The sequence below is a fragment of the Phenylobacterium deserti genome, assembly GCF_003254705.1.
Lineage (GTDB): Bacteria > Pseudomonadota > Alphaproteobacteria > Caulobacterales > Caulobacteraceae > Phenylobacterium > Phenylobacterium deserti.
The window spans coordinates 211,339-238,007 of the sequence record NZ_QFYR01000001.1 but is presented as its reverse complement, the minus strand read 5'-3'; the positions used below and the strand labels follow the sequence as shown (position 1 = coordinate 238,007).

Genomic DNA, 26,669 nt, shown 5'->3' with positions numbered 1-26,669 from the left:
AACGCCGAAGCACCGACTCTGCCCTCGAAGTTCAGGGGCGTGTCTTGCAGAGCCTGGTGGCCGCGGTGGAGCGGCTCGATCCTTTGACGGTGTCCGGCCGCGTCGCGGCCGTAAACGGCCTGCTGATCGAGGCGCGGGGCGGGCTGTCTCGCCTGGCTGTGGGCGCACGCGCGGAGATCGACCGAGTGGGCGAGGGGCCGCTGGCCGCCGAGGTCGTGGGCTTCCGCGAAACGCGCGCCCTGCTGATGCCCTTCGGACCTGTGGAAGGCGTGGCGCCCGGCGCGCCCATTCGCATCGAGCCGCAGGCCGCCACCGTGCGCCCGACCACCGCTTGGCTCGGCCGCATAGTCGACGCCTTCGGCGAGCCCATCGACGGACTCGGTCCGCTGCCGCAAGGCATGGCCGCCTATCCGCTGCGCGCCTCCCCGCCGCCGGCCCACGCCCGCGACCGGGTGGGCGAGCGGCTGGACCTGGGCGTGCGCTCGATGAACGTCTTCACCACCTGCTGCCGCGGCCAGCGCCTGGGCGTTTTCGCCGGCTCTGGCGTCGGCAAGTCGGTGCTGCTGTCGATGCTGGCCAAGAACTCGGACTGCCAAGCCGTGGTCGTCGGGCTGATTGGCGAGCGCGGCCGCGAGGTACGGGAGTTCATCGAGGAAAGCCTGGGTGAAGAGGGCCTGCGCCGCGCCATCGTGGTGGTGGCGACCTCGGACGAGCCCGCCCTGAAGCGCCGACAGGCGGCCTACATGACGCTGGCCCTGGCCGAGTTCCTTCGTGACCAGGATCTCGACGTCCTGTGCATGATGGACTCGGTCACGCGTTTCGCCATGGCTCAGCGGGAGATCGGCTTGGCCGCGGGCGAGCCGCCGACCACCAAGGGCTACACGCCGACAGTCTTCACCGAGCTGCCGAAGCTGCTGGAGAGGGCCGGCCCGGGCCCAACGCGGCCGGACGGCACCACGGCGGGGCCGATCACCGGCATCTTCACCGTCCTGGTCGACGGCGACGACCACAACGAGCCGATCGCCGACGCTGTCCGAGGCATCCTGGACGGCCACATCGTTATGGAGCGGTCCATCGCCGAGCGCGGCCGCTTCCCCGCCATCAACGTCCTGAAGTCGATCAGCCGGACCATGCCGGGCTGCCACGCGCCGTTCGAGCGCCAGATCGTCAAGGACGCCCGCCGGGCTCTCTCGGCCTACGCCAACATGGAGGAGCTGATCCGCATCGGCGCCTACCGTGCGGGCGCAGACCCAGAGGTCGACCGCGCCATCCAGCTTTACCCCGCCCTGGAAGCCTTCCTGTCTCAGGACAAGGATGAGGCGACCGGGCTCGACGCGTCCTTCGCGGCGCTTTCCCAGATCCTGAACGAGGCCGCATGAGTTGGGCGCAGTCACTGATCAAGCTGGCCACCTATGAAGTCGAGGTGCTGCAGAAGCGCCTCGCCGAGGTTGGCGATCGTCGCCAGGCGGCCGAGATGAAGATCTTCATGCTGGACGCCGAAGGCCAAGCCGAGATCGCCCACGTCAGCGCCCATCCCGAAGGGGCCTTCCGCCTGCCGAGCTACCTGGCCGCGCTGAAGATGCGCAAGGAACAGGCCCAGGCGGACGTCGATGTCCTGCTGATGGAAGAGCAAGGCGCGCGCGATGCGCTGGCTCGCGCCTTCGAAGAGCAGAAGAAGTACGAAGAGATCGCCGAGCAGCAGCGCCTGACCGCGGTCAAGGAAGCGGGCAAGCGCGACGCGGCCGCCATGGACGAGCTGGGCCTGCGCAAGGCTGCGGGACGCTAAGTCGACGAGTTATCCCGGACGGCGCGGGCGCGTCCGGGATCAGGTTTGGATCAGGGCTGCTTGCCCAGACGCCCGCGTTCCTGCTCCATGTCCTGGCGCAGAACCGAAAGGTCTTCGCTGATCTTGAAGATCGCGACGTAGAACTCGCAGAACGAGCGCCACAGCAGCAAAAGGGCGCCCATGGCGATCAGGCCGCCCACCAGCACCGGGATCGCCAGCAGCAGGCCCCAGGGGAACGGATCGCGGATCGCGACGCCCACGGCCGCGCCCAGCGCCCCGAACACGCCCAGCGCAATCAGGGCGAGGCCGGCCCAATAGATCAGGTGCACGACCTGGCCGGTCATCAGCCGCTCGAAGGTCAGCAGATCCCATAGGATCGCCGAACCGGTTCCTTGAGGTCTGTTGGAAGGTCGCCGCATCCGATTCCCAAGACTCGCGGAGCTGTGGATCGCCCCTTAGGTTGAACCGCTAGCAGCCGAGCCGCGCGCCTGCAACGGCGCAGACGTCGCGCAGGAGCCTAACCTCCGAGCCGGGTGTATGGTGCCCCGAGGAGGCCGCCATGAACGCAGAAGCGACGAAAGAACACGCCTGGCTCAGCAAGCTGGTCGGAGAGTGGGTGGGCGAAGTCGAGGGCTCGGACGATCCGTCGGTCCCGGCGCACCCCGCCTGGACGGAAACGGTGCGCACGCTCGGCGACTACTGGGTGATCGCCGAAGGAGCTAGCACCATGCCCGACGGAACGCCGGCGCATAGCATCATGAGCCTTGGGTTCGATCCGGCCAAAGGCCGCTTCGTGGGGACCTGGCTGGGCTCAATGATGCCCAACCTTTGGGTCTACGACGGCGCGCTGAACGACGCCGGCGATGTGCTGGCGTTGGAGTCAGAAGGCCCGAGCTTTGACGTCGAAGGCGAGATGCGGCGTTACCGCGACAGCATCGAGCTGGTGAGCCACGATCACCGGCGCCTGATCTCTGAGGTGCTCCGCCCGGACGGGACCTGGGAAGAGTTCATGCGGCTGAGCTATCGCCGCCGCTGAGCCCTAGATGGTGCCGACGGTCTTCAGCCGCGCCCGGGGGTGGATCTCGTTCTGGCTCATCACCGGAGTCTGGCCCCGGAAGCGCTCGATGATGGAGCGGACGTAGGGCCGGATAGCCGGGCTGGTCAGCAGCACCGGGGTCTCGCCGGACAGCGCGGCGCGTTCGAAGGTGTCGCGCACGCCAATGATGAACTCCTGGAGACGCGAGGGCGCCAGGGCCAGCTGCTTCTCTTCGCCCGGGCCGACCAGGGCTTCGGAGAAGGCGTACTCCCAATCGGGCGTCAGGGTGATGATCGGCAGGCTGCCGTCGTCGCCGCGGTAGGCGAAGCAGAGCTGGCGCGCGAGGCGCGTGCGCACTTGCTCCACCAGCATGGTCACCGACTGGGTGTGGGGCGCGGCCTCGCCGATGCCTTCCAGGATCGCCGGCAGGTCGCGGATCGAGATCCGTTCCCGCAGCAGCGACTGCAGGACACGCTGCACCGTGGTCATGGTCACGACGTTGGGGATCAGGTCGTCGGCCAGCTTCTTCTGCTCGGGCGGCAGCTCCTTCAGGAGCTTCTGCACTTCGGCGTAGGAGAGCAGGTCCGGCATGCTCTCCTTGAGGATCTCGGTCAGGTGCGTGGTCAGCACGGTCGCGGGATCGACGATGGTGTAGCCGCGGAAGGTGGCCTCCTCGCGCAGGGAGTCGTCGATCCAGGTGGCGGGCAGGCCGAACGCTGGCTCGCGCATGTGCTCGCCCGGCAGCTCCACCTGGCCGCCGCGGGGGTCCATGGCCATCAGCTGGCCCAGGCGCACTTCGCCCGATCCAGCCTCCATTTCCTTGATCCGGATGCAGTAGCCCTGGGAGGGCAGGCGCATGTTGTCCAGGATCCGCACGCTCGGCATGATGAAGCCGAAGTCGGCCGCCAGGGTGCGGCGCAGCGCCTTGATCTGGTCCGTGAGCCGGCGGCCTTCCAGGTCGTTGATGAGGCCAAGCAGGCCGTAGCCCAGCTCGATCTTGATCTCGTCGATGGCCAGGGTCTGGGCGATGGACTCTTCTTCGGGCTCCGCCGCCTCGCCGCCGATCTCGATCTTGGGCGCCTCGGGTTTGGCCTGCGAGCGCTTCCAGGCCAGAGCGCCGGAGCCCACCGCGATCGCGGCGAACGGGATCAGCGGCATGCCCGGGATGAACGCGATCACGCCGGCCGAGGCGGCGACCATGCCCAGGCTGATGGGGTTCATGGCCAGCTGGGTGACGAACGCCTTATCGGCGGAGCCTTCGACGCCCGACTTGGAGACCAGGAAGCCGGCGGCGATCGAGATCACCAGCGCCGGGATCTGGCTGACCAGGCCGTCGCCGATGCTCATGATGGTGTAGGTGGAGAACGCTTGGCCGATGGGCACCTTGTGCTGCACGACGCCGATCAGGATCCCGCCGATGATGTTGATCGCCAGGATCACCAGGCCGGCGACGGCGTCGCCGCGCACGAACTTGCTCGCGCCGTCCATAGCCCCGAAGAAGGTGCTTTCCTGCTCGAGCTCCTTGCGGCGGATCTTGGCCGTTTCCTGGTCGATCAGGCCCGAGGACAGGTCGGCGTCGATCGCCATCTGCTTGCCCGGCATGGAGTCCAGGGTGAAGCGCGCGGCGACTTCGGCGATCCGGCCAGAGCCCTTGGTGATGACGACGAAGTTCACCACCACCAGGATGGCGAAGACGATCACCCCGATGACGAAGTTGCCGCCCATCATCAGGTTGCCGAAGGCTTCGATGATGTGGCCAGCCCCGTGTGCGCCCTCGTGGCCGTGGCCAAGGATCAAGCGCGTGGAGGCGATGTTCAGGCCGAGCCGGTAGAGCGTCGCCACCAGCAGCACCGTCGGAAAGGCGGTGAAGTCCAGCGGCCGCTTCATCATCAACGCGGTCATCAGGATCAGAACGGAGCTGGTGATCGAGATCGCCAGGAATAGGTCCAGCAGGAAGGCCGGAACGGGCAGGATCAGCAGGACGACGATGCCGACGACGCCGACGGCGAGCGCGACTTCGCCACGCGCCACCCAGCCCCACATCTCGCGGGGCGTCGGGGCTTTTCCGCCCAGGCTGGGGACGCTGGTATCGGCCATCAGACCAGAGTTTGGGCCACGATTCGACCAACCTCGGCCATGACGCCTTCGCGCACAGCCAGCTCGGCGGACGTTTCCGTGATGTAGCAGGCGACCACGATCGGCCCACCCGTTGGTGGCCAGAACACCGCAACGTCGTTGGTGGAGCCGTTGGCGCCCGTGCCCGTCTTGTCGCCTGCGCGCCAGCCGGCGGGCAGATGCTTGCGCAGGCGGTTTGCGCCGGTGGGAGAGGCGATCATCCAGCCGACCAGTTTCTCGCGCGACGCGGCCTTGAGCACTTCGCCCACGGCGAGCTTGCCCAGCGTGGCGGTCATTGCGGCCGGCGTGGTGGTGTCGCGAGGATCACCCTTGATGGCGCTGTTGAGTTCCGTCTCCCAGCGGTCGAGGCGGGTGGCGCGATCGCCGATGCCCCGCAGCCAGGCGGTCAGACCTTCGGGGCCGCCCACGGTCTTCAGCATCAGGTTCGCGGCCGGATTGTCACTCTGCTCGACGGCGGCCTTGCACAGAGCCTCAAGGCTGACCTGCCCGCGATCCAGATAGGTCTCGGTGACCGGTGCGTGGGGCCGCATGTCAGCCCTGGTGATCGGAACCCCGCGGTCCAGCCGCTCCTGCCCTGCGTCGACCCGCGCCAGCACTGCGGCGGCGGCCAAGGCCTTGAAGGTCGAGCACATGGCGAAGCGCTCGTCCGCCCGGTGCGCCAAGCGCTTGCCGGTAACGAGGTTGACCGCGTGAACGCCAAGGCGTCCGCCGGAGCGTGCCTCCAGCATGGTGAAGCTTGGGGCCGTCTGCGCCCCTGCGGGCGCAGCCAGAACGGCCGCAGCGCCCGCCAGGACCAGCCGGCGGTCGGGATGCGGACGGCCGGTCATGGTCAGGCCGCGCTCGCGCCCATCTGCGGCGCCGGCACCGGCACGCCCGCCTCGGAGTATTCCTTGAGCTTGTTACGCAGGGTGCGGATCGAGATGCCCAGGATGTTGGCCGCATGGGTGCGGTTGCCGAAGCAGTGCTCCAGGGTGTCGATGATCAGCTGCTGCTCAACGGCGGCCACTGTCTGGCCGACGAAGGCGCGGCTGGCGGTTTCGGCCGCCAGGGAGGCGGCTTGCGCCGTGCGGGCGTGGGCGTCGGCGGGAGCGAGCGGCTGGCCATCCGGCAGGCGGATGGCCATCTCGTCGATCTCGGGGCCGGCGGACAGCAGCACCGCACGGTGCATGGCGTTTTCCAGTTCGCGCACGTTGCCCGGCCAGCGGTGGGCGACCAGACGGCGGCGAGCTTCGCTCGACAGCGGCCGCACGGCGACGCCATTGGCGGCGGAGTACTTCTTGATGAAGTGCTCGGCGAGCGCGATCACGTCGCCCGGCCGCTCGCGCAGCGGCGGCAGGCGCAGGTTCACGACGTTCAGACGGTAGAGCAGGTCTTCGCGGAACGTGCCTTCCTTCACCGCCTGCGCAAGGTCGCGGTTGGAGGTCGCCAGGATCCGGATGTCGACCTTTACGGGCTTGGAGCCGCCGACCCGGTCGATCTCGCGCTCCTGGATGGCGCGCAGCAGCTTGGCCTGGAGGCGCACGTCCATTTCGGAGATTTCGTCCAGCAGCAGGGTGCCGCCGTTGGCTTCCTCGAACTTGCCGATGCGCCGCGCCAGCGCGCCGGTGAAGGCGCCCTTCTCGTGGCCGAACAGCTCGCTTTCCAGCAGGTTCTCGGGGATGGCGGCGCAGTTCACCGAGATGAAGGGCTTGGCCTGGCGGCGCGACTTCTGGTGGACGTAGCGGGCGATGACTTCCTTACCCGAGCCGCTTTCCCCGGTGATCAGGATCGAGGCGTCGGACGGGGCGACCTGGTCGGCCAGCGCCATCACGTTCTTCATGCCCGGGTCGCTGACCACCATGGGACGGTTGTCGTCCGACACCGCGGCGAGGACGGCGGCGATCAGCTCGGCGTCGGGCGGCAGAGGGATGAATTCCTTGGCTCCGGCCTTGATGGCGTTGGCCGCGCCATAGGCGTCTGCGCCCACGCCGCAGGCCACCACCGGCACCCGGATCCGTTCGGACTCGTTGGCGGCGATCAGGCCGGCGATGTCGAGTTCGTAGTCGACCATCAGCAGGTCGGCGCCCTGGCCGGCCCGCAGGGCGTGGGTGGCCGCCTCGACGCTTTCGACGTGGCTGACCTTGGCGCCCGCGCTCATCGCCATCTTCACGGCGCTGGCGAGTTGCCCGTTGAGTTTCCCGACGACCAAAAGCCGCATGTGCTCGTCTCCTAAACCTCGACCCGGTCGCCTCAGGCGGCCGTGTCGCCGTCCTTGATGATTTCCGTCATGGTCACGCCCAGGCGTTCGTCGACGATGACGACCTCGCCCCGGGCGACCAGGCGGTTGTTGACGTAGATGTCGATGGCCTCGCCGACCTTGCGGTCCAGCTCCAGCACGCTGCCGGACCCGAGCTGCAGCAGCTGGGCGACCGAAAGGCTCGCGCGGCCCAGCACGGCGGAGATGTTCACCGGAACATCGAACACCGGGGCCAGGTCGTTGGCGTTCTTGTCCTCGCCGTCGAAGGCTTCCGGCAGGCCGCCGCCGGGGCCGAATTCGTCGAGCTTGAAGTCGTTCTCGGACATGTTGGGCGCTCTTCTCCGGATCAGCCCGGAATGAGGGGTTCGGCGTGGAGGCCTTCAGCAGCCAGCGCGGCGCTGAGGGCCTGTTCCACGCGCTCGGCGGCGGCGGCGGGATCGAAGGCGGCCTGACCATCGCCGAAGTCGAGAGTGAAGGCGTTGCGGCCGAGCTGCGCCTCGGTGCGCACCTGTATGGCGCCGGCGAAGCCGGTGCGCCGGGCGGTCTCGTCGAGCTGGCCCTGGATGGCGTCGGCCAGTTCCGGCGGGGCGCTGACGATCAGGCGGGGCGCCGACTCGATCTCACAACCGAGGACTTCGATGGCGGCCTGGATCGGCGCCTCGGGAAAGCGGTCGAGCGCGGCGTCGGCGATGGCCCGGCCGCACGCCAGCGCGAGGGCGGCGGCGCCGGTGCGGTGCTCGTGCGCCACTTCGGCAAGCCGCGGCATGGCCTGGTGGCAGATCGCGGCGATCTCAGCTAGAGCCCGCGCCTGCTGGGCGGCCACGCTGTTCAGACCCGCGCGCTCGCCTTCCGCCCGGGCTTCGGCGCGGATGACTTCGACCTCTTCAGGGGTGAAGCTGCGCTTGGGGCGCGGCGCTTCGTAGGCCACGCCGCCGGCGGCGTCGAACTCGGTGTCGAAAGCGAACTTGCGGGGTTGGACGCCGGTCATCAGTACACCAGCTCGTCATCGCCGCCGGAGCCGGCCAGCATGATCTCGCCCTTGGCGGCGAGGTCCTTTGCGACCTGCACCATGGCCATCTGGGCCTGGTCGACGTCGCGCAGGCGGACCGGACCCATGGTCTCCATGTCCTCGCGCATGATCTTGGCGGCGCGCTCGGACATGTTGGAGAAGAACATCTCGCGCAGGGCGTCCGAGGCACCCTTCAGCGCCAGGCCCATCTGGTCCTTGTCCACCGCGCGCAGCAGGGTCTGGATGCCGCCCGGGTCGAGCTTCGACAGGTCCTCGAACACGAACATCAGCGCGCGGATGCGCTCGGCCGCTTCGCGGTTGCGCTCTTCCAGGGCGGTGATGAAGCGGGCCTCGGTCTGACGGTCGAAGGCGTTGAAGATCTCGGCCATCAACTCGTGGCTGTCGCGCTTGGAGGTGCGAGCCAGGTTGGACATGAACTCGGTGCGCAGGGTCTGCTCGATCTTGTCGAGGATCTCGCGCTGCACAGGCTCCATGCGCAGCATGCGGGTCACGCACTCGAGGGCGAAGTCCTCGGGCAGTGCGGCCAGCACCCGGGCGGCGTGCTCCGACTTGATCTTGGAGAGCACCACCGCGACGGTCTGCGGGTATTCGTTCTTCAGATAGTTCGCGAGCACCGCCTCGTTCACGTTGCCCAGCTTGTCCCACATGGTGCGACCCGCGGGACCGCGGATCTCCTCCATCAGGGCTTCCACCTTCTCGGGCGGCATGATCTGGGAGAGCAGGCGCTGGGTCTGCTCGAACGAGCCCATGATCGCCCCGGCGCCCGACATGCCGGAGACGAACTCCAGCAGCAGGTCTTCCACCACGCCCGCGTTCACGGTGCCAAGGCTGGCCATCGCCTGGGAGATCTCCTTGATCTCCTCGTCATCCAGCTGCTGCCAGATGTGCGCGTGCTCTTCGCCAAGGGCGAGCAGGATGATCGCCGCCTTCTCCGGGCCGCTCAGGGCCTTGGGGTCGACGACGCCCTTTTTACCGACCAGACGCGCGCTCATGGCGTTTCATGCAACCAGCTGCGGAGGATCGAGACCGACTCCTCCGGATGCTTCTCGACGAACTCGGACACGCGCTTGACGGAGCTGGCCTTCACCTGGCCCTCGATCCGCGCGATGTCGATCTTCTGCTCCAGCTCCCCGTTGGGACCTGGCAGGGCCAGCTGCCCGCTGGCGTCCATGGTGAGCTGCAGGGGCTGGCCGTCGGCGGTCATGGCCACCGGTGCGCCGGCGCCGGCCAGCATCGGCATCAGCTGGCCGCCGCCGCCGCCCGTTGCGCTCTTCAGCAGGGGCCGGCCAACGAACAGCAGCATCAGCACGCCGACAATCAGCAGCACGCCGATCTCAACCGCGCGCATGAGGTCGTTCTTGTCGAAGCCCATCAGCGGATTGGCGACTTCCACGCCTTCCGGATCGGCGGCGCTGGGGAAACGGACGTTGACCACAGTGACCTGGTCGCCGCGTTCCTGATTGAAGCCGACGGCCGAGCGGACGAGCTGCTCGATCTGCTGCATCTCCTGCGCGGAACGGGGAGTGTAGGGGCCGGGCTTGCCGTCGGCGCCCGCAGCGCTGGCGCCGTCCACGGCCACGGCCACCGAAAGCCGCTTCACCTGGCCGGGCTCCTGAACCTCGGTGCGGACCGTCTTGGAGATCTCGTAGTTGGTGGTCGATTCCTGGCGGCCGCTGTTGGAGGAGTTGTTTGCGGTCTCCGGGCCGTTGCCGCCGGGGATGTTGGCGGCGGCAGAGGCCTCGCCGGACGGATCGGGCTGATTTTCCTGCGAGCGCTCGTCGGTGGTGCTTTCCGAGCGGATCACTTGACCGTCAGGGTCAAAGGTTTCCTGCTGGACGGTGACGCGGGCCAGCTCCAGCTCGGCGCTCACGTTGACGCGGGCCTTGCCGGCGCCGACCACGCCTTCCACCAGCTGCTTCACCTGCTTGGCGATGCGCTGCTCGACCTCGGTCTTGCGCCCGTCGGCCTCGGCGGCCATGCCGGTCTCGCCGCCCGAGAGAGTCTTGGCGTGCTGGTCGACCACGGTGACGCGGTCCGGCTTCAGGTTCGGCACCGCGCCGGAAACGAGGTTCTGGATGGCGCGGACCTGCTCGGCCGACGGCTCGCGGCCGCCGACGCCGATGTTCACGGAGGCCGAGGGTTGCTCGGCGCCGTCCTCTTCGAACAGCTGCCGCTTGGGGATCACCAAGTGGACGCGGGCGGAGGTCACGCCGTCCAGGCCGCGGATGGTGCGAGCCAGCTCGCCTTCCAGGGCGCGCTGGCGGTTCAGCTGCTGGACGAAGTCGGTCTGGCCCAGCGCGTTGGAGTTGTCGAAGATCTCGTAGCCCACGGAGCCGGTGGTCGGCAGGCCCTTGCCCGACAGCATCAGGCGGGTGGACGCCACATCGTCGCGGGGCACCAGGATGGTCGATCCGTCGCCCTTCACCTCGTACTTCACGCCCGCTTGGTCGAGGGCGGCGGTGATGGAGCCGGCTTCCTTGAGGTCGAGGTTGGAATAGAGCAGGGCCTTGGGCTCGCTCAGGTTCATGCTGAGCGCGACCATGGCAGCCGCGACACCCGCTCCGATCCCGATGATCGCAGCGATGCGGCCGATGCCGAACCTCTGAAGCGCCGCTACGAACTTCTCCAACGCGGCCGTCTCCCCCACCCGCACTGACAACCGGGCAGAGTTTGCCCGGCGCTAGGCAGGTTTTACCCAGTTGATAGTTAACGCCGCGTTTAAAGGTCTTAACTTCTCTCAGCCCGACCAGGGCAGCAGCGCATTCCAGGCGCCCAGCAGGACGGCGAAGGCGGCGTAGATCAGGACCGTCGCGGTGAAGGCCAGCTTCCGCCCGGCGGGCCAGGAGTCCACCCGCCGTCCGCCGCGCCAAACCGCCGGCAGGGCGACGAAGGTCACCACGGTGAGCGCGGTGGCGACCAGGGCGCAGGCCGAGGCAATGATCGGCAGGGCGCCCGGCCAGTCGTAGACGACGTCCGCGCGGTTGACGGAAGCCTTGACGGCCCAGGCGGCGAACACCCCCAGTCCCACCAGCCAGAGCAGCGCCTGGATGTTCTGCAGCACGCCGGCGCGGGTCTGGATCTGGTTCTCACGCGACTCCCTACGGGTGCGCAGGGGCACGCCGGCCAGGGTGGCTAGAGCAGCGATCGCCGCCAGGACGCTGACGACCAGCAGGACAACCGGGCTGCGCCAGGGCGACAGACGCTCGAACCGTCCGCTGTTGGCGGCGGTCTGGAAGCTGGCGGCGCGGCCTTCGGCCATTCGGAAGACCAGGCGCTCGTCGCCCAAGGTGGAGATGAAGCGGCCCTGAGCGACGGGACCTTCTGGAACCCAGACCTTGCGGACGCCCCGCTGGCTGGTGACGAGCTTGCCATCGGGCGTGACGTGGACCCCGACCGTGCCCCGCAGGCGATCAACAAAGGCTTCCAGGCCGGCATAGGCGCGCCGGGTCGTCAGATAGCGGCCCTCGAAGTCTTCGGCGCGGGCGGCGAGTTCGGACGAGCCGGGGCGGGCGAAGACAGACGGACGGGCGTAGAACTGGCGCACGACGCTGGACGGCAGGTCGGCCGCCAGGTTCTTGCCGTCGGCGCCGTTGGTCGCGACGAAGATGCCGAGGTTCAGGCCTGGAACAACCACCAGGTTGGCGTGAAAAGACAGGGTCTCGCCGCTGTGACCATAGCCCTGGAAGCCGCCGGGCAGCTGATAGGTGGCGAAGCCGTGCGCCCAGCCGTTGACGCCGGGAGCCGCAGCGCGGAGCGGCGTGCGAAAGGCGCGCGCCGCCTGGGGACCGTACAGCGTGACGCCGTTCCAGGCGCCGTCGCCCAGCAAGAGCAACATGTAGCGCGCCATGTCGCCGGCGCTGGACGAGGCCGAGCCCGCCGGCGCGATCTGGCCCATGAACTCATAGGGCTGGCGGCGGAAGCCGCCGTCCCAGGCGAACCCGTCGGCCACGTCGTCGATGAGGGCGACGGGCATGGGCGCGGGCAGACCCGCTTTCTCCGGCCGCGGCTCGCGGAAGGTGGTCTGGCGCAGGCCCAGCGGGATGAAGATCTGCTCTTCCATCAGCCGCTCGAAAGGCTTGCCGCTGGTGTAGGCCGCGGCCTGCCCCGCGAGAGCCGCGCCGTAGTTGGAGTAGCTGGCAAAGGCGCCCGGCGCGCGGACCCGGCGCGGACGCTCCTGGCGAAGGTACAGGTCGAGCGGGCGAACGCGTTCGAAGTCCCGTTCGAACAGCTGGCCCAATACCCGGCTCTCGAAGCCGGCGGTATGGTCCATCAGGTTGATCACCCGCACGGGCTGCTCAAAGCCTTGGTCGCGCACCTGCACCCGTTCCGGAAGGTAGAGGTTCACCGGCTGGTTGAGGCGGATGCGGCCGGCTTCCACCTCCTTCATCAGGGCGATCCAGGTGAAGGTCTTGGAGATCGAGCCGATGCGGAAGAGCGTGCGGTTCGCATCAACCGCCTTAGCGGGCGACAGGCGAGCGAAGCCGTAGCCCTTGTTCAGCAGCACCTGGCCGTTCTGCACCACGCTGACCGCGGCGCCTGGCAGGTGCGCGTCGGCCATGATCTGGCGGACCACGCCGTCCACATAGGCCTCGAGCTCGACCGCGGGAATGGGCTGGCCGGGCGCGAGCCGGGCGCCCGCGGGACCCACCGGCAGGCCGGGCACGATCGGGGCGGCGCCGGCGATCACCGGCCGTGGAGGAACGGCGCCGGGTACGGTTGCGCCAGCGGCCGCGACGGCTGCGCCCGCGGGGCGAGCGGTCGTGGCCGTGCCAGGGCGCGCACGCCGCGGCGCAGCCTTAGGCCGGATCTGATTGTAGGGAATCGGAGCGTTGGGCAGGGCCGCCGGCGGGGCCGCCGCCGCCGGCGCATCCTGCGCGGCAGCCGTGGAGGTGGTCAGCGGCGTGGCCAACAACAGCGACAGGGCGACCGCCCAGGCTTCGACCATCGACCGCATGACCACACCCCACGCCGAGCCAGACCCGCGTTCGGTTGTAGGGCCGCAAGTGAGTCGCGCGAAGCCGGCGGCCTGCTTCAGACCGCCGCGCGGATGGCGCTTATTTTTTCCGGAATTGGTCCAGCGAAACGATCTTGGCCGGACCTTCTTCGCCGGCGTCATCCTTGGCTTCCGGCTCCGCAGCGGCGGCGGGCAAGGTCTTGACGTCCTGCGGCGCGGCGGGCGGCGGTTCGAACTGCAGCAGGAACTGCACGCTCGGATCGTAGAAGCGGGTGACTGCAGCGTAAGGAATGCTCAGACGCTTGGGCTGGCCGCCGAACTGCAGGGTGACCGAGAAGAAGGTCTCGCCCGGCGCAAGGTCCCAGTACTGGTGCTGCAGGACGATGGTCATCTCGTCCGGGTACTTGCCTAGCAGGTCGGCCGGACCGGACACGCCCGCGGCGTCGGTCTTGAACGTGATGTAGAAATGGTGGGAGCCCGGCAGCCCTTCCGGAGAGGCCGCGCGCTTCAAGGCCGCCTTGACCACACCGCGCAGCGCGTCCTGCGCAAGCGCTTCATAGTGCATCAAGTCCTGGGCCGGCGGGTCCTGGGCCATGGGGTCTCCAACAGGGTACGCTAAGGGGCTGGAAGGTAGCGTCTGAGCCGCTCTGCGCCAAGGCGTCGTGGGACGCGAAATGCGCCGTTACGCTCGTGCAGATGGCGGAAAGGAGAAGGTGGGGGATTCTGTTGGCAGGCTCCCCCGGGCCCCGCCTAAGGATCTGAACCCCTAGGACTTAGGTCGGATGTTCACCGGACCGCTTACGCGGCCAGGCGGACTTCCTCAGCGAAGTTATCGTTCGCATTTAGTTAAAGACCCGGAACGGTGGGTCAGGCCGAGAGAAAGCAACGCCTTTAGACGTCTGTCGATGCTGATCGGCCCCATGCTTGCCCCGCGATAACCGGGAGGAAGATTTGGTGGAGCCGCCGGGAATCGCACCCGGGTCCAGTCCGCTTATTATGCGCGCGTTTATCCCCATAGTCGGGCCGAAACCCGACGCTTTCCATATAGGCCCGCCGCTCAGGGATTTGAAGGGGCCGATCCCGGGGAAATGGAAGTCTCCGGCTGCGGCATGGGCTCGAAACCGGGCGGCTGGGGCCGGGCGTTCCGATCGGCGTTCAGGCGCCCGCCTTCGGCGATCAGCTGCTGATAGGCGCGTCGGTCGGCGCTGAAATCCACCCCGCGCGCGAACAGCACGTCGAAGCGCGGCTCGTGCCCCTGGGCCGCTTGCAGCACCGGCTCCAGCACGTCGGCCGCTTCGCCGATCTCCCGGTCATCGCACGCACGATGCAGGCTGCGCGAGCGGCCCGCCACCAGAAGGGTCAGGTCATAGGCCGTGCCGTTGACGCAGAGGCCTTCGGCGGAGTCGCCGCCGGGCTCGATGGCGTGGACCTCACGCGGGGCGTTCCACATGGCGTGGTTGCGCAAGGCGCTGAACCGCTGGGCCGAGCCGGCCGGCAGCGGCACATCGAAGCCGACGCGGCGTGCGATGCCCGCTTCGCAGCAGGCCAAGCCAGCGCGGCCCTGCACAAAGGCGTCGGAGCCTCGCACCACCACGCGAACCACCGACTGACGTACGCCGTCCGAAGGTCTCACCCAGACCTCGATGATCATCTCGTCGCCGCGCACCACCTGCCACTGCAGCGGCATCAGGCCCCAGAGACGGTAGGTGGCTGGATCGACGCCGTTGTCGACGGGGATCAGGCGCTCGCCGCGGCGCATGCGCCGGTTTCCCAGCGGATCCGCCGCTTCCGGGACCTTCAGGCGCTTCTCCTCCCACCAGCTGTTGGGATCGGGGAGCGGGAAGGGCCAGATCTCAGCCTCGGCGGGCGAGAGGTTCGGCGGCGGCTCCGGCGGGCCCTGCGGCGCACGACGCATCAGCTGCGCCTCGGCAGGAGCCGCCACGGCGAGGGCGGTCAGGAGGGCGAACGCGATCCGGAACACGCTGCCAAAGAGCCCAAGGCGGCCCGAAGGTTCCCCCTCAGAGCGCTTCCACGCCGCGCTGGATGGACAGCACGCCCGTGCGGGACACTTCAACGAGGCCGAGCGGGCGCATGAGTTCGACGAAGCTGTCGATCTTGGATGGCGCGCCGGTCACCTCGAAGACGAAGCTCTCGGCGGTGGTGTCGATCACCCGGGCGCGGAAGATGTCGCTGACCCGCAGGGCCTCCACCCGGTCGCCGCCAACGCCGCGCACTTTCACCAGCGCGAGCTCGCGCTCCAGGCCGTTCGGGTCGCGGGTTACGTCCTGCACGTGGCGGGTCGAGACCATCTTCTGCAGCTGGGCCTCGATCTGGGCCAGCACCTGCGGCGTGCCGCGGGTGACGATGGTCACCCGGCTGGTGTGTGCGCGGCGGTCCGTTTCGGCGACGGTCAGGCTTTCGATGTTGTATCCACGGGCCGCGAAGAGGCCGACCAGGCGGTGCAGTACGCCGGGCTCGTTGTCCACCAGCACGGCGTAGGTCGCCAGGCTTTCCGGCTCGTCCTCGTGAGCCAGATCGTAGACGGATGCGGGCTGGACGTCGGTCATGGCGCGGCTCCTGCGGAAGTCGGAAGGACCTCTAACACCGGCCTCGCTGCTGCGACAGTCCAGGCGTCGCGGGTCCGCTCAGTCACAAGATCGGGAGCGGGGCACCGCCGAGAGGCAGGCGGTGCTATCCTCAGCGGCGGTGAATTCAGGGAAGGAAGCGGCATGGCCGCGCTCAGACTGCCCCAGCACCTCGCCGATCCTCCGCACGTCGACAGCGGCGAGGCGCATCTCCGTTTCGAGCTCCTGGAAGACGTGGACGGCGCCGCCGCCGACTACGGTCGACAGGTGGACGCCGCGCTGGCCGCTCTGCGCGAGCACGACGCGCGCGGCGGGGAACGCCTCAGACGACGCGAACTGGTGGACCGCGCCGCCGACGCCGTCTGGCGGATGATCGTTCAGCACGAGGCCTGCGACTGCTGCGATCACCACGAGCTCCTCCAGCGCCACCATGTGCCGGCGGAGGTCCTGGCTCGCATCGGAGCACGGTCGCACGCCTAAGGGCTAGGTGACCGGCGCGACCTTGGCGCCCAGCACCCGCACCAGTTCGGCCGGGGCGAGGCGCACCTGCAGGCCGCGTTGGCCGCCGTTGACGAAGGCCTCCGCCATTGTTGCGGCGTCGGCGTCCAGCACCGTGGGTACAACCTTCTTCTGCCCGAAGGGGCTGACCCCGCCGACGCGGTAGCCCGTCAGCCGCTCGGCATCCGCAGGCTTCATCATCTCGGCGGATTTCGCCCCCAGGGCGGCGGCCAGCTTCTTCATGCTAACCTCCCTGTCGGAGGCGATCACCACGCAGGCCGGCTTGCCATCCGCCTTGACCATCAGGGTCTTCAGCACCTCGCCCGGCTCGACGCCCAACGCTTCGGCGGCCTGCAAGCCCACGCGCTCGGCGTTCGGATCGTACTCATAGGTGGCGAGGCGATAGGCGACCTTCGCCTTGTCCAGGGCGAGGGTGGCGGGCGTGGTCTTGGACATGTGACCTGAGGTGTCATCCCGGGTGAAGCGAAGCGGAAGGCCAAGCCCATGAACACAGGCCGTGGCCAAGCTGGCTCACCGATATCTGCGTGCGTGGGCCCCGGACAAGCCGCTTGCGCGGCCTTCCGGAACCACTCGCCTCTGGCTCAGACCAGCCGCTTGCCGGCGTCGTCGATGATGGTGCCGAGGTCGCGGGCTTCCTCGGCCATGATCATCTCGTTGTGCGCCTTGCCCGACGGGATCATCGGGAAGCAGTTTTCTTCCTTGGTCACCCGGCAGTCGAAGATCACCGGCTTGTCGCTGTTGATCATCTCCAGGATCTTGGCGTCGAGCTCATCGGCGCGCTCGGCCCGGATGCCGACGCAGCCGAAGGCTTCGGCCATCTTCACGAAGTCCGGCAGGCTGGCCGAGTAGGAGTGCGAATAGCGCTCGCCGTGCAGCAGCTGCTGCCACTGGCGGACCATGCCCATCCATTCGTTGTTCAGGATGAAGATCTTGATCGGCAGGCCATACTGAACGGCCGTCGACATCTCCTGCATGGTCATCTGAACCGAGGCGTCGCCGGCGATGTCCACCACCAGCGCGTCGGGATGGGCGATCTGCACGCCCACCGCGGCCGGCAGGCCGTAGCCCATGGTGCCCAGGCCCCCCGACGTCATCCAGCGGTTCGGCTTCTGGAAGTGGAAGAACTGCGCCGCCCACATCTGGTGCTGGCCGACCTCGGTGGTGACGTAGACCTCCCGGTCCTTGGTCAGCTCGTACAGCCGCTCGATGGCGTACTGCGGCTTAATGAACTCACCGTCCTGGCGATAGCGGAAGCAGTCGCGGGCGCGCCATTCCTCGATCTGGCGCCACCACTCGGCCATGGCCGCCTTGTCGGTGGCGAGGTTGCGCTGCTTCCAGACGGCGATCAGGTCCTCCAGCACGCTGCCGGCGTCGCCGACGATGCCGATGTCGGCCCGCACGTTCTTGCCGATCGAGCTGGCGTCGATGTCGATGTGCACCTTGCGCGAGGTGGGCGCGAAAGCGTCCAGCCGGCCCGTGACCCGGTCGTCGAAACGCGAGCCGACCGCGATCATCACGTCGCAATCGTGCATGGCGTTGTTGGCTTCGAACGAGCCGTGCATGCCAACCATGCCCAGCCACTTGCTGTCCGAGGCCGGGAAGGCGCCCAGGCCCATCAGGGTCGAAGTCACCGGCGCGCCGGTCAGCTCCGCCAGCTCACGCAGCAGTTCGGACGCGCGGGGGCCGGCGTTGATCACGCCGCCGCCGGTGTAGAGGATCGGCCGGCGCGCGCTGGCCAGCAGGGCCGCCGCCTCCGCGATCCGCGCCGGATCGCCCTTCGTGCGGGGGCTGTAGTTGTGGGCGTGCTTGACCTCCGTCGGGCCCTGGTAGGCGCCCTTGGCGAACTGCACGTCCTTCGGGATGTCGATGACCACCGGGCCCGGACGGCCGGAGGTGGCGATGTGGAACGCCTCGTGGATGATCCGCGGCAGGTCGGCGACGTCCTTCACCAAGTAGTTGTGCTTGGTGCAGGGCCGGGTGATCCCGATCGTGTCGCACTCCTGGAAGGCGTCGGTGCCGATCAGGTGGGTGGCGACCTGACCGGTGATGACCACCATCGGGATGGAGTCCATCAGGGCGTCGACAATGCCGGTGACGGCGTTGGTCGCGCCGGGGCCGGAGGTGACCAGGACGACGCCGGGCTTGCCGGTCGAGCGGGCGTAGCCTTCCGCCGCATGGGTCGCGCCCTGCTCGTGGCGCACCAGCACGTGCTTCAGCTTCGGCTCCTGGAACAGGGCGTCGTAGATCGGCAGCACCGCGCCGCCGGGATAGCCGAACAGCGTATCCACGCCCTGGTCGAGGAGGGCGCGCACGACGATCTCGGCGCCGGAGAGGGTTTCCTGCTGGGCTTCGATGGTCTGATGAGCGGTCATTTGCGGATCTCTGTAAGCGCGGTGCGGGGGCGGAGCGTCAGGGCAATAAAAAAGGCCCGCGGGTGGGGCCTGGCGTGAGCGACCGTGTCGGGCTGACGGGGATGTCAGTCCGCGGACGGCCGCCTTACGAGTACAAGGATCTTGCGCACGAGAATTCTCTTAAAGTCGAGGATTAGGCATGTGGCATGCCCGGCCTAAGGCGTCAAGCTGGGCTCTAGCGCAATAAACTGCCTCCACTGGTCTTCGTGACCCGCGGCGGACAGTCGCGGCCATTCGGCCATTTGCCCGCGCATCCAGGTCATCTGCCGTTTGGCGTAGCGGCGGGTCTCCTGCTGGGCGGCGCCCACGGCCTCCGCAAGACTTGTCTCGCCCCCCAAGTGGGCGGCCAGCTCGCGCACGCCCACCGCCTTCATGGCGGGCAGGTCGGGATCGAGATTGCGCGCCGCAAGCGCCTGCACCTCGTCGAGGGCGCCATCGCGCACCATGCTCTCCAGGCGCGCATCGCATCGCGCGTAGAGTTGGTCCCTGGGCGGCTCCAGCGCCACAGCCGACCAGCTCCCCAGCGCCAAAGCCGGCTCTCCCGTCTTCTGCCAGTCTGACAGGGCCGTCCCTGTCGCCGCGAACACCTCCCAGGCGCGGACCAGTCGCTGTCGGTCGCCGGACGATATGCGTGCGGCCGCGGCCGGATCGACTTCGGCCAGCCGCGCGCGGAAGGCGTCTTCGCCCAAATGCATGTAGTCCGCCTCGGCGGCATCCCGCGCGGCCGAGGGGATGGACGGCACCTCGGCGAGGCCGCGCGTCAGCGCCCGGAAATAAAGCCCCGTCCCGCCGACGACCACAGCCGGCCGACCCTTCGCCGCGACATCCTCCAGAACCTGCGCCGCCGCACGAAGCCAGCGCCCGACCGACCAGCCGTCCGCCGGATTAACGGTCCCGAACAGGTGGTGGGGCGCTCGCGCCATCTCCTCCGGACTGGGCGCAGCCGTGATCACCCGCAGGCCGGCGTAGAGCTGCATGGAGTCGGCATTGACGATTTCCGCGCCGGTTCGCTCGGCCAGACGCAGAGCCAGGGCGGACTTGCCGCTTGCCGTCGGGCCGGCGATCAGCCAGATGCGGCGCTGCATGTTCTCCCTCACCTTTGTCAGCCCCGAACCGGAAGCCGCGGCTTCCGCCTACCACAAGGCGCAGGCCCTGCTGAACGGCATGGAAGGCCGACAGCTGGGCGCCGCGGCCTGGGACATCCTCGCGGACGTGTCCGAGGACAAGGTCCGCGCCGCAGCGATCGAGGCGGCCGACGGCCTTCCGGTCGATTTCGCGGTGCAGGCGGGCCAGGGGCGTCGCAAGCGGCTGCTGCTGGCGGACATGGACTCCACCATCATCAACGTCGAGTGCCTGGACGAGCTGGCCGACTACGCCGGGGTGAAGGACCAAGTGTCCGAGATCACCGAGCGCGCAATGCGCGGCGAGCTGCAGTTCGAAGGCGCCCTGCGCGAGCGGGTCGGCATGCTCAAAGGCCTTGCGATCAGCTCCCTGCAGCAGGCCTATGACGAGCGCGTGCGGCTCAATCCCGGCGCCCGCGCCCTTGTTCGCACCATGGCCGCACACGGCGCGCGCTGCGTGCTTGTGTCGGGCGGTTTCACCTTCTTCACGAGCCGTGTGGCGGAAGCGGCCGGCTTCCATGCGAACCGCGCCAACACCCTGATCGAAGCGGGCGACGCCCTGACCGGCGAAGTGGGGGAGCCGATCCTCGGCCGTGAGGCCAAGCTCGCCGCCCTGCAGGAAGAAGCCGCCAGCCTCGGGATCGCTTTGGACGAGGCGCTGGCCATCGGCGACGGCGCGAACGACCTGGCGATGATCGAGGCCGCGGGGCTGGGCGTCGCCTATCGCGCAAAGCCGATCGTGGCGGCGCAGGCCGACGCCAAGGTCGATCATGCCGACCTCACCGCGTTGCTCTACTTCCAAGGCTACACGGACGACGAGTTCGCGCAGGACTGACCGCCGGGGATGCGGGCGCGCTCGAAGCGCGCTAAAGGCCCGCCATGCATCTCCCCCGCGAAGTGAAGGCTGTCGTGTTCGACATGGACGGCCTGCTGGTCGACACCGAGTCGGTGGTGTTCGAGGCGATGAAGGCCACCGCCCGACGCTCGGGCCTGGACCTGCCGTTCGAGGTCTTCATCAAGATGGTGGGCCTGCCGCACGTCCTCAGCGACCAGATCGTCCGCGAGCACTTCGGCGATCCTTTCGACATCGAGCTTTGGCGATCGGGCGTACGCGAGCATTTCTACGAGTTCGCCCAGGCGGGGATCATGCTGAAGGCCGGCGTGGTCGAGCTGCTGGACGAGCTAGACGCTCGCAAGCTGCCCCGGGCGATCGCCACCTCCTCCAACCGCGAAAGCGTCGAACACAGCCTGGGCCAGCACGGGCTGCTGCCGCGCTTCGACGCCTTCATCACCCGCGACGTGCAGCAGAACCACAAGCCGCACCCGGAGCCCTTCCTGAAGGCGGCTGACGCACTTGGGATCGATCCCGCGGACTGCCTAGCGCTGGAGGACTCCCACAACGGCGTACGGGCCGCGTCCGCCGCGGGGATGATGACCATCATGGTGCCTGACCTGCTCGATCCGACGGAGGAGATGCGGGGGTTGTGCGTCCGCATCGCCCGGGACCTGCACGAGGTGCACGAGTTGCTGAGAGCTCAGACCTCGATCAGGTAGCGGCGACCGATCTCGCCGTCGTGCCACGGGTGCGGAACCCGGTCCTGCAGCACGCCGCCGTTCTTCTCGATCACCCGGATGGAGGGCTGATTGCTCTCGGCAACCGTCAGCATCACCTGCTTGAGGTCCGGGTGCTCCGCACGGACGTAGTCGAGCATCGCCGCCAGCATGGGCCCGCCATGGCCCTGGCCGCGCGCCGAAGGCCGCAGGGTGTAGCCGATGTGCCCGCCCCATTGCTCCAGCAGCGGCGTCAGCCGCCAGCGCAGCGAAACTGACCCTAGGAACGCATCATCCCGCGCCCACCAGAGCACGGTCTCCGGGGCGCGGGGCGCCAGCGAGCCGTCCGGCAGGATCACCGTCTCGGGCGGGTTCAGCAGCCGATCCAGAAACCAGGCGGGGTCGTCCTTCGCCGAGGCGATGGACTCCGGGGTCTCCGGGCGCAGGTTGTCACGCGAGTAGCCCTCCGCCATGGCCTCCGCGAAGGAGGCCATGAGCGGCAGGGACGGCCGGACGAGCCGAGGCATCAGCGGCGCGAGGAGCCGCCGGCGTTCGGTCCGCGGTCGAAGTAGCGGAAGAAAGCGCTGTCAGGCGACAGGACCAGGGTGGTGCCGCCTTGGCCCAGGCCCGTCTCATAAGCCTGCAGCGAGCGATAGAAGGACGAGAACGCCGGGTCGCGGCCGAAGCTCTGGGCGAAGATGCGCGTGCGTTGGGCGTCGCCCTGACCGCGGGTGGTCTCGCCTTCCTCCTGCGCGGTGGCCAGCGTGATCGCCACCTCCCGGTCGGCCGAGGCCATGATCTCGCGCTTTTGCTGCTCACCGACGGCGCGGATCTGCGCCGCTTCCTGCTCGCGCGAGGTGCGCATGCGCCGGAACACGGCTTCCTGGTTGGCGGCCGGCAGGTCGGCGCGCTTGATCCGCAGGTCGATCACTTCGATGCCGAGGCGAGAGGCCTGCGCCCGGCGCGCCACGTCCGCCCGCGCCTGAGCCATCAGCTGGCCCCGGCGGCCTGAGATGATCTCGGTGGAGGTCGCTCCACCCAGCACCTGGCGGAGGGAGGAGTTCACGACCCGCTCGATACGGTCGGCCGCCGTGCGCTCGTCGCGCAGGGTCCGGTAGTACTGCAGCGGATCGGAGATGCGGTAGCGCAGGAAGGCGTCCACCATGAGCCGCTCCTGGTCGGAGGCCAGGATCTCTTCCTGGTCGGCCTCGATCGACTGGTTGCGGCGGTCAAGCTTCACCACGTTCTCGAGGAACGGCACCTTGGCGTTCAGGCCGGCCTGGTTGGAGCCTGGCGGGTTCACCACCCGAACCGGCTCACCCAGGCGCACGATGATGGCCTGCTGGCGTTGGTCGACCACGAACAGGGTCTGCGAAAGCACGATCAGCAGCGCGACGGCCGCGACGATGTAGGCGAGCGGACGACCCCTCATTGCGCGGCCCTCCGGCTGGCTTGGCCCTGGGTTTCGGGCTGCGCCTGCACCTGGGGTGCGGCCTGGACCGCCGGCTCGCGCGGGCGGAAGGCGTCAGGCGGCAGGATCACCGGCGCGGTCACGCCGTTGCCGTCGATGATCACCTTGTTGGAGCGGGCGAGGATGCGTTCCATGGCCTCGATGTAGAGCCGGTCGCGGGTCGAGCCCGGCGCGCGGCTGTATTCCGAATAGATCTGGTTGAAGCGGGCGGCTTCACCGAGCGCTTCGCGGACCGCCTGTTCGCGATAACCCTGGGCCGACTGGACGATGCGCGCGGCGTCGCCCTTGGCCTCGTTGATCACGCGGTTGCGGTAGGTGTTGGCTTCGTTGATGGCCGACTCCGCGTCCTGGCCGGCGTTGGCCACTTCGCGGAAGGCGGCGACCACTTCGGTCGGCGGGTTGGCGGAGCGGATCTGCACTTCCACGACGCTGACGCCGGTGCCCCAGGAGTCGAGCGTCCGCTGCATCAGCTCGGCCGCCTGGGCCTGCACCTGCCCACGGCCCGTGGTCAGGATCTGCTGCAGCTGGGTGCGGCCGACCACTTCGCGCATGGCGCTTTCGGCGACGGCCTTCACGGCCTCCTCCGGATTGCGCGTGGCGAAGGCGAAGCGAGCTGCGTCCGAGACACGCCAGCTGACCGAGAAGTCGAGGTCGATGATATTTTCATCGCCGGTGAGCATGAGGCTTTCGCGCGGCACGTCCGCCTCGCTGGAGCCGCCGACGTTGGTCTGGTTCAGGCTGGTGACCGCCACCTTCTCCACCCGCTCGATCGGGTAGGGCAGGTGATAGCGCAGGCCCGGCGCGGCGGAGCGCGAATAGGCGCCGAAGGTGGTGACCACCGCCTCTTCGCTGGGCTGCACGACGTAGAAGCCGGATAGCGCCCAAAGGGCCACCACGCCGCCGGCGACAGCGGCCAGGGCGCCTGGACGGGGACGGCCGCCCGGACCGTTGAAGAACTCGCGCAGGCGCCGGTTCAGCCGGTCGAAATTGGCGTTCAGGTCAGGCCCGTTCGGGCCGCCGGGACCGCGAGGGCCGCGCGGGCCTCCGCCTTGCGGGCGGCGCGGGGGATCGCGCCGGTCGTCGTCCGACGGGGGCTGGCCCCACGGACCGGGATTGGCATTGTCGTTCCAGGGCATCCGCCGCGTCGCGCTCTTTGTTGCTCTTTATGTTTCTCGGGCGCGGCCGGGTCGTTCAAGTCCACCGAACTTGTAAACCGGCGCCGTCAGTCGGATATGAGACCCCTTCCGCCCCAAAGCAAGACCAAGAGGCATGAGCCAACAGCCCGTTCCCGACCGCGCCGCCATCCTGGAAGCCTTGGATAAGGTGAAGGATCCCAAGACCGGCAAGGGACTCTCGGCCGCCGGACTGGTCCGCGGGCTTGTCCTGCGTGGCGCCCGAGCGGCCTTCATGCTGGAGGTGCCGGCCGCCGACGTGCCGTCCTACCGCGCCGTTCGCGAAGCGGCGGAGGCGGCTCTGTCTGCCGTGGAGGGTGTCGAGACGGCGCAGGTCATCCTGACCGCCGAGAACGAAGCGCCCCAGCCGCCGAGCGTCGCGCCCAAGCGCGCCCGAGTGTCCGCTGATCCACAGGCCCGGCTCGGCCACATGCCGGAGGCCGAGCGGCCGGAGCACGTGCGCAAGGTGATCGCTGTAGCCAGCGGCAAGGGCGGCGTCGGCAAATCGACCGTGGCGGTGAACCTCGCGGCCGCCTTTGCGGCCCAGGGCCTACGGGTCGGGTTGCTGGACGCGGACATCTACGGGCCGTCGGCCCCGACCATGCTGGGCGTGGACGGCGAGCCCACCTTCGACGACGAGAAGCGCCTCGTCCCTCTGGAGGCCTGGGGACTGAAGGTGATGTCTATCGGCTTCATCGTGGAGCCGGGTGACGCCGCCATCTGGCGCGGCCCGATGGCCTCGTCGGCGCTGCGGACCATGATGGGCTCGGCCTGGGGCACAGCGGACCAGCCGCTCGACGTGCTGGTCATCGACCTGCCGCCCGGCACCGGCGACATCCAGCTGACGCTCGTTCAGCGGCTGAAGCTGGACGGCGTGGTGGTGGTCTCGACTCCTCAGGAAATCGCGCTGATCGACGCGCGCCGTGCAGCGACCATGTTCGCCAAGACCGGCGCACCGATCCTTGGCGTTATCGAGAACATGGCCTGGTTCGAGGACCCGACGGGCGCGCGCGTGCCGATCTTCGGCGAGGGCGGCGCGGCGGCGGAGGCTGAGCGCCTGGGCGTGCCCCTGCTGGCCCAGGTGCCTATCGAGATGGCGTTGCGCCAGGCCTGTGATGCGGGCCAGCCTCTGGTCGCCACGCGGCCGGACAGCGCTGCGTCCCGTGCCTTCCTGCAGGCGGCGGAGAGGCTCGCCTAGCGAACGGGCGCGGCCGCGAAGCCTTCGCCGGCGCTGAGGGCCAGGGCCTCGCGCGCATCCAGCTCAGCGCGGATCTGCGCGTGTCGGCGCGCGTCCAGGCGGTAGCCGATGAAGCAGGCGCCGCCGAGGATCACAAAGACGATCGGGCCTGAGAGGAAGGCCCACTGCAGCCCGGCCAAGGCTTGCGCGGTGTTCACCGCGCCCTCGGCGGCCTGATAGCCGATCTGCTCCAAGACGTTGAAGGTCAGGAGGATCGCGAAGGCCGCCGCGACCTTCGAGGTCACATTGACCATGGCGTACATCAGCCCCATCCACTCGCGGCCGGTCTCCAGGCGCACCTCGTCGGCGATGTCGCCGGTCAGCGCCCGAATGGAGACGATGAAGCCGGTGTACATCGCGCCCGCCGCCACCATGCCCGGCAAGGCCATCAGGAAGGCGCCGGGCGGGTAGAAGGGGATCGCCAGAAGGGAGAGCGAGTAGACGGTGGTGTTCACCATCAAGGCCCGGTGCTTGCCGATCCGGTTCGCCAGCCAGGCGGTGAGCGGCGCGCCAAGGAAGCCGGCGGCCAGGTAGGCCAGCAGCAGAAGGTTGGCCTGGCCGGTGGTGAAGCCCCGGTGGTCGGTGAAGTAGAAGAGGTAAAGGGCCGCCATCCACATTGGGCCGAGATTGAACAGCAGGTCCGCCAGCAGCAGGCGGATCACGTTCCCTCGTTTCAGCAGGGCCGCATAGTCGCCCAGCCGGAAGCCGGACGTCCGGTCAGCGGGAATGCGCTCGCCCACCATCAGGCAGGCCAGCAGAGCGGTGGCAGGCGCCGCGACGATGATGAACCAGATCATGGCCTTCACGCCGGACGCTTCGCCGCCGCCGCGTGCATCCACCACCACCGGGATCAGCAGCGCGATCACCGCTCCCGCCACGCCGAGGAAGGTGATCGCCCCCATGGTTCGGGAGCGCTGCTCGTAGGTAGGCGCAAGGTTCGACGCCCAAGCCAGGTGCGCCAGATAGGTCATGGACAGGCCGAGATACATGACCAGCAGCCAGGTCACGAGAAAGCCCACGCCGGCGCCTGCGCCCGCACGCATCAGCATGAAGAGGCCCAGCATCATCACGGGCGCGCCCGCCAGCACCCAGGGGCGATAGCGACCCATCCGCGTGCGGGTGCGGTCCATGGCCAAGCCGAGAAGGGCGTCGATCGGGATGTCGATCAGGCGGACCAGCCCGAACGCGGCGCCCACGGCGCCTAGGGTCAGGCCCACGCTGCTTGCGAAGTATTTCGGCAGGTGCACCGACACCGCCAGGGTCACCGCCGAGATCGGGATGTTGGCGGTGGCGAAAGCCAGCACGGCCAGAAGCGACAGCGGCGCGCCGGCGCGCGCTTGAGGCTGAGTCACAAGGAAGGCTCCTGACGGCCGCCCCCATGCCGGGCGGCGGCCGTCAGGTTAGTTGCGTTCGCGCAGAGGAAA

Annotated in this window: 26 protein-coding genes and 1 other RNA gene; 7 read left to right on the top strand and 20 right to left on the bottom strand. The window is 68.7% G+C overall.

The window, feature by feature from the left end; all coding sequences use genetic code 11:
- The first annotated feature begins 44 nt into the window (after positions 1–44).
- Together fliI and DJ018_RS01195 are read left to right on the top strand one after the other, a co-directional pair.
- The gene (fliI, locus tag DJ018_RS01200; protein WP_111512977.1) at positions 45–1,379 is read left to right on the top strand and encodes a flagellar protein export ATPase FliI; all 1,335 of its coding nucleotides are present in this window, start codon (positions 45–47) and stop codon (positions 1,377–1,379) included.
- Positions 1,376–1,786, top strand: coding sequence for a flagellar export protein FliJ (locus tag DJ018_RS01195; RefSeq protein WP_111512976.1), 411 nt, complete (start codon positions 1,376–1,378; stop codon positions 1,784–1,786). Before fliI ends, DJ018_RS01195 begins: the two co-directional genes overlap by 4 nt.
- Positions 1,787–1,836: 50 nt before the next feature.
- Here the strand turns inward: DJ018_RS01195 and DJ018_RS01190 are convergent, their stop codons facing one another.
- Positions 1,837–2,205 carry a DUF4282 domain-containing protein gene (locus DJ018_RS01190; RefSeq protein WP_111512975.1) on the bottom strand — a complete coding sequence of 123 codons (369 nt, stop codon included), beginning with the start codon at positions 2,203–2,205 and terminating at the stop codon, positions 1,837–1,839.
- 140 nt (positions 2,206–2,345) lie between these two features.
- Between DJ018_RS01190 and DJ018_RS01185 the strand changes: the two genes are divergently transcribed.
- A complete protein-coding gene (locus tag DJ018_RS01185; protein WP_111512974.1) occupies positions 2,346–2,822 on the top strand; it encodes a DUF1579 domain-containing protein in 477 nt (158 codons plus the stop codon).
- A gap of 3 nt (positions 2,823–2,825) precedes the next feature.
- Here the strand turns inward: DJ018_RS01185 and flhA are convergent, their stop codons facing one another.
- The 12 genes from flhA to ilvN form a co-directional block, all read right to left on the bottom strand.
- Complete coding sequence (flhA, locus tag DJ018_RS01180; protein WP_420849497.1) at positions 2,826–4,865, bottom strand: flagellar biosynthesis protein FlhA; 2,040 nt, start codon at positions 4,863–4,865, stop codon at positions 2,826–2,828.
- 53 nt (positions 4,866–4,918) lie between these two features.
- Positions 4,919–5,785 carry a class A beta-lactamase gene (gene bla / locus DJ018_RS01175; protein ID WP_111512972.1) on the bottom strand — a complete coding sequence of 289 codons (867 nt, stop codon included), beginning with the start codon at positions 5,783–5,785 and terminating at the stop codon, positions 4,919–4,921.
- A gap of 2 nt (positions 5,786–5,787) precedes the next feature.
- Positions 5,788–7,155: a sigma-54-dependent transcriptional regulator FlbD gene (flbD, locus tag DJ018_RS01170; RefSeq protein ID WP_111512971.1), complete on the bottom strand. Its 1,368-nt coding sequence runs from the start codon at positions 7,153–7,155 to the stop codon at positions 5,788–5,790.
- Between the two features lie 32 nt (positions 7,156–7,187).
- Positions 7,188–7,520 (bottom strand): flagellar motor switch protein FliN, encoded by a 333-nt coding sequence (gene fliN, locus DJ018_RS01165; protein WP_111512970.1) that lies wholly within the window; start codon positions 7,518–7,520, stop codon positions 7,188–7,190.
- 20 nt (positions 7,521–7,540) lie between these two features.
- Positions 7,541–8,182 carry a FliH/SctL family protein gene (locus tag DJ018_RS01160; RefSeq protein WP_111512969.1) on the bottom strand — a complete coding sequence of 214 codons (642 nt, stop codon included), beginning with the start codon at positions 8,180–8,182 and terminating at the stop codon, positions 7,541–7,543.
- The gene (gene fliG / locus DJ018_RS01155) at positions 8,182–9,216 is read right to left on the bottom strand and encodes a flagellar motor switch protein FliG (RefSeq protein ID WP_111512968.1); all 1,035 of its coding nucleotides are present in this window, start codon (positions 9,214–9,216) and stop codon (positions 8,182–8,184) included. The genes DJ018_RS01160 and fliG overlap by 1 nt, the downstream gene beginning before the upstream one ends.
- Positions 9,213–10,853: a flagellar basal-body MS-ring/collar protein FliF gene (gene fliF, locus DJ018_RS01150; RefSeq protein ID WP_111512967.1), complete on the bottom strand. Its 1,641-nt coding sequence runs from the start codon at positions 10,851–10,853 to the stop codon at positions 9,213–9,215. Before fliF ends, fliG begins: the two co-directional genes overlap by 4 nt.
- Before the next feature lie 108 nt (positions 10,854–10,961).
- The gene (locus DJ018_RS01145) at positions 10,962–13,178 is read right to left on the bottom strand and encodes a serine hydrolase domain-containing protein (protein WP_240609424.1); all 2,217 of its coding nucleotides are present in this window, start codon (positions 13,176–13,178) and stop codon (positions 10,962–10,964) included.
- A gap of 100 nt (positions 13,179–13,278) precedes the next feature.
- Entirely contained in the window at positions 13,279–13,773 is a 495-nt protein-coding gene (locus DJ018_RS01140; protein WP_111512965.1) for an SspB family protein, read from the bottom strand.
- A 117-nt stretch (positions 13,774–13,890) separates the two neighbouring features.
- Positions 13,891–14,252, bottom strand: a transfer-messenger RNA (tmRNA) gene (gene ssrA, locus DJ018_RS01135).
- Entirely contained in the window at positions 14,236–15,159 is a 924-nt protein-coding gene (locus DJ018_RS19060; RefSeq protein ID WP_165842763.1) for a hypothetical protein, read from the bottom strand. The genes ssrA and DJ018_RS19060 overlap by 17 nt, the downstream gene beginning before the upstream one ends.
- 37 nt (positions 15,160–15,196) lie before the next feature.
- Positions 15,197–15,745 carry an acetolactate synthase small subunit gene (ilvN, locus tag DJ018_RS01130; protein WP_111512964.1) on the bottom strand — a complete coding sequence of 183 codons (549 nt, stop codon included), beginning with the start codon at positions 15,743–15,745 and terminating at the stop codon, positions 15,197–15,199.
- Between the two features lie 162 nt (positions 15,746–15,907).
- Here ilvN and DJ018_RS01125 point away from each other — a divergent pair, with 162 nt between their 5' ends.
- Positions 15,908–16,243, top strand: a complete 336-nt coding sequence (locus DJ018_RS01125; protein WP_111512963.1) for a DUF6665 family protein — start codon at positions 15,908–15,910, stop codon at positions 16,241–16,243.
- 3 nt (positions 16,244–16,246) lie between these two features.
- Here DJ018_RS01125 and ybaK read toward each other — a convergent pair whose 3' ends face one another.
- The 3 genes from ybaK to miaA all read right to left on the bottom strand — a co-directional run bounded on the left by ybaK (position 16,247) and on the right by miaA (position 19,778).
- On the bottom strand, positions 16,247–16,717 hold the full coding sequence (gene ybaK, locus DJ018_RS01120) for a Cys-tRNA(Pro) deacylase (protein WP_111512962.1): 471 nt from the start codon (positions 16,715–16,717) through the stop codon (positions 16,247–16,249).
- A gap of 146 nt (positions 16,718–16,863) precedes the next feature.
- On the bottom strand, positions 16,864–18,654 hold the full coding sequence (locus tag DJ018_RS01115) for an acetolactate synthase 3 large subunit (RefSeq protein ID WP_111512961.1): 1,791 nt from the start codon (positions 18,652–18,654) through the stop codon (positions 16,864–16,866).
- Positions 18,655–18,848: 194 nt separating this feature from the next.
- Positions 18,849–19,778: a tRNA (adenosine(37)-N6)-dimethylallyltransferase MiaA gene (miaA, locus tag DJ018_RS01110; protein WP_111512960.1), complete on the bottom strand. Its 930-nt coding sequence runs from the start codon at positions 19,776–19,778 to the stop codon at positions 18,849–18,851.
- Here miaA and serB point away from each other — a divergent pair.
- Entirely contained in the window at positions 19,777–20,649 is an 873-nt protein-coding gene (gene serB, locus DJ018_RS01105) for a phosphoserine phosphatase SerB (RefSeq protein WP_111512959.1), read from the top strand. The two genes, miaA and serB, sit on opposite strands and share 2 nt — an antisense overlap.
- A gap of 44 nt (positions 20,650–20,693) precedes the next feature.
- Positions 20,694–21,368: an HAD family hydrolase gene (locus DJ018_RS01100; RefSeq protein WP_111512958.1), complete on the top strand. Its 675-nt coding sequence runs from the start codon at positions 20,694–20,696 to the stop codon at positions 21,366–21,368.
- Here DJ018_RS01100 and DJ018_RS01095 read toward each other — a convergent pair.
- Genes DJ018_RS01095 through hflK form a run of 3 tightly spaced genes read right to left on the bottom strand, consistent with a single transcriptional unit; the run spans position 21,350 to position 23,972 of the window.
- A complete protein-coding gene (locus DJ018_RS01095; protein WP_111512957.1) occupies positions 21,350–21,892 on the bottom strand; it encodes a GNAT family N-acetyltransferase in 543 nt (180 codons plus the stop codon). The genes DJ018_RS01100 and DJ018_RS01095 overlap by 19 nt on opposite strands.
- Entirely contained in the window at positions 21,892–22,797 is a 906-nt protein-coding gene (gene hflC, locus DJ018_RS01090; protein WP_111512956.1) for a protease modulator HflC, read from the bottom strand. The genes DJ018_RS01095 and hflC overlap by 1 nt, the downstream gene beginning before the upstream one ends.
- On the bottom strand, positions 22,794–23,972 hold the full coding sequence (hflK, locus tag DJ018_RS01085) for an FtsH protease activity modulator HflK (RefSeq protein WP_111512955.1): 1,179 nt from the start codon (positions 23,970–23,972) through the stop codon (positions 22,794–22,796). Before hflK ends, hflC begins: the two co-directional genes overlap by 4 nt.
- A 133-nt stretch (positions 23,973–24,105) precedes the next feature.
- Here hflK and DJ018_RS01080 point away from each other — a divergent pair, with 133 nt between their 5' ends.
- Positions 24,106–25,206, top strand: coding sequence for an Mrp/NBP35 family ATP-binding protein (locus DJ018_RS01080; protein ID WP_111512954.1), 1,101 nt, complete (start codon positions 24,106–24,108; stop codon positions 25,204–25,206).
- Here the strand turns inward: DJ018_RS01080 and DJ018_RS01075 are convergent.
- Positions 25,203–26,597 carry an MFS transporter gene (locus tag DJ018_RS01075; RefSeq protein WP_111512953.1) on the bottom strand — a complete coding sequence of 465 codons (1,395 nt, stop codon included), beginning with the start codon at positions 26,595–26,597 and terminating at the stop codon, positions 25,203–25,205. The genes DJ018_RS01080 and DJ018_RS01075 overlap by 4 nt on opposite strands.
- Between the last annotated feature and the right edge of the window lie 72 nt (positions 26,598–26,669).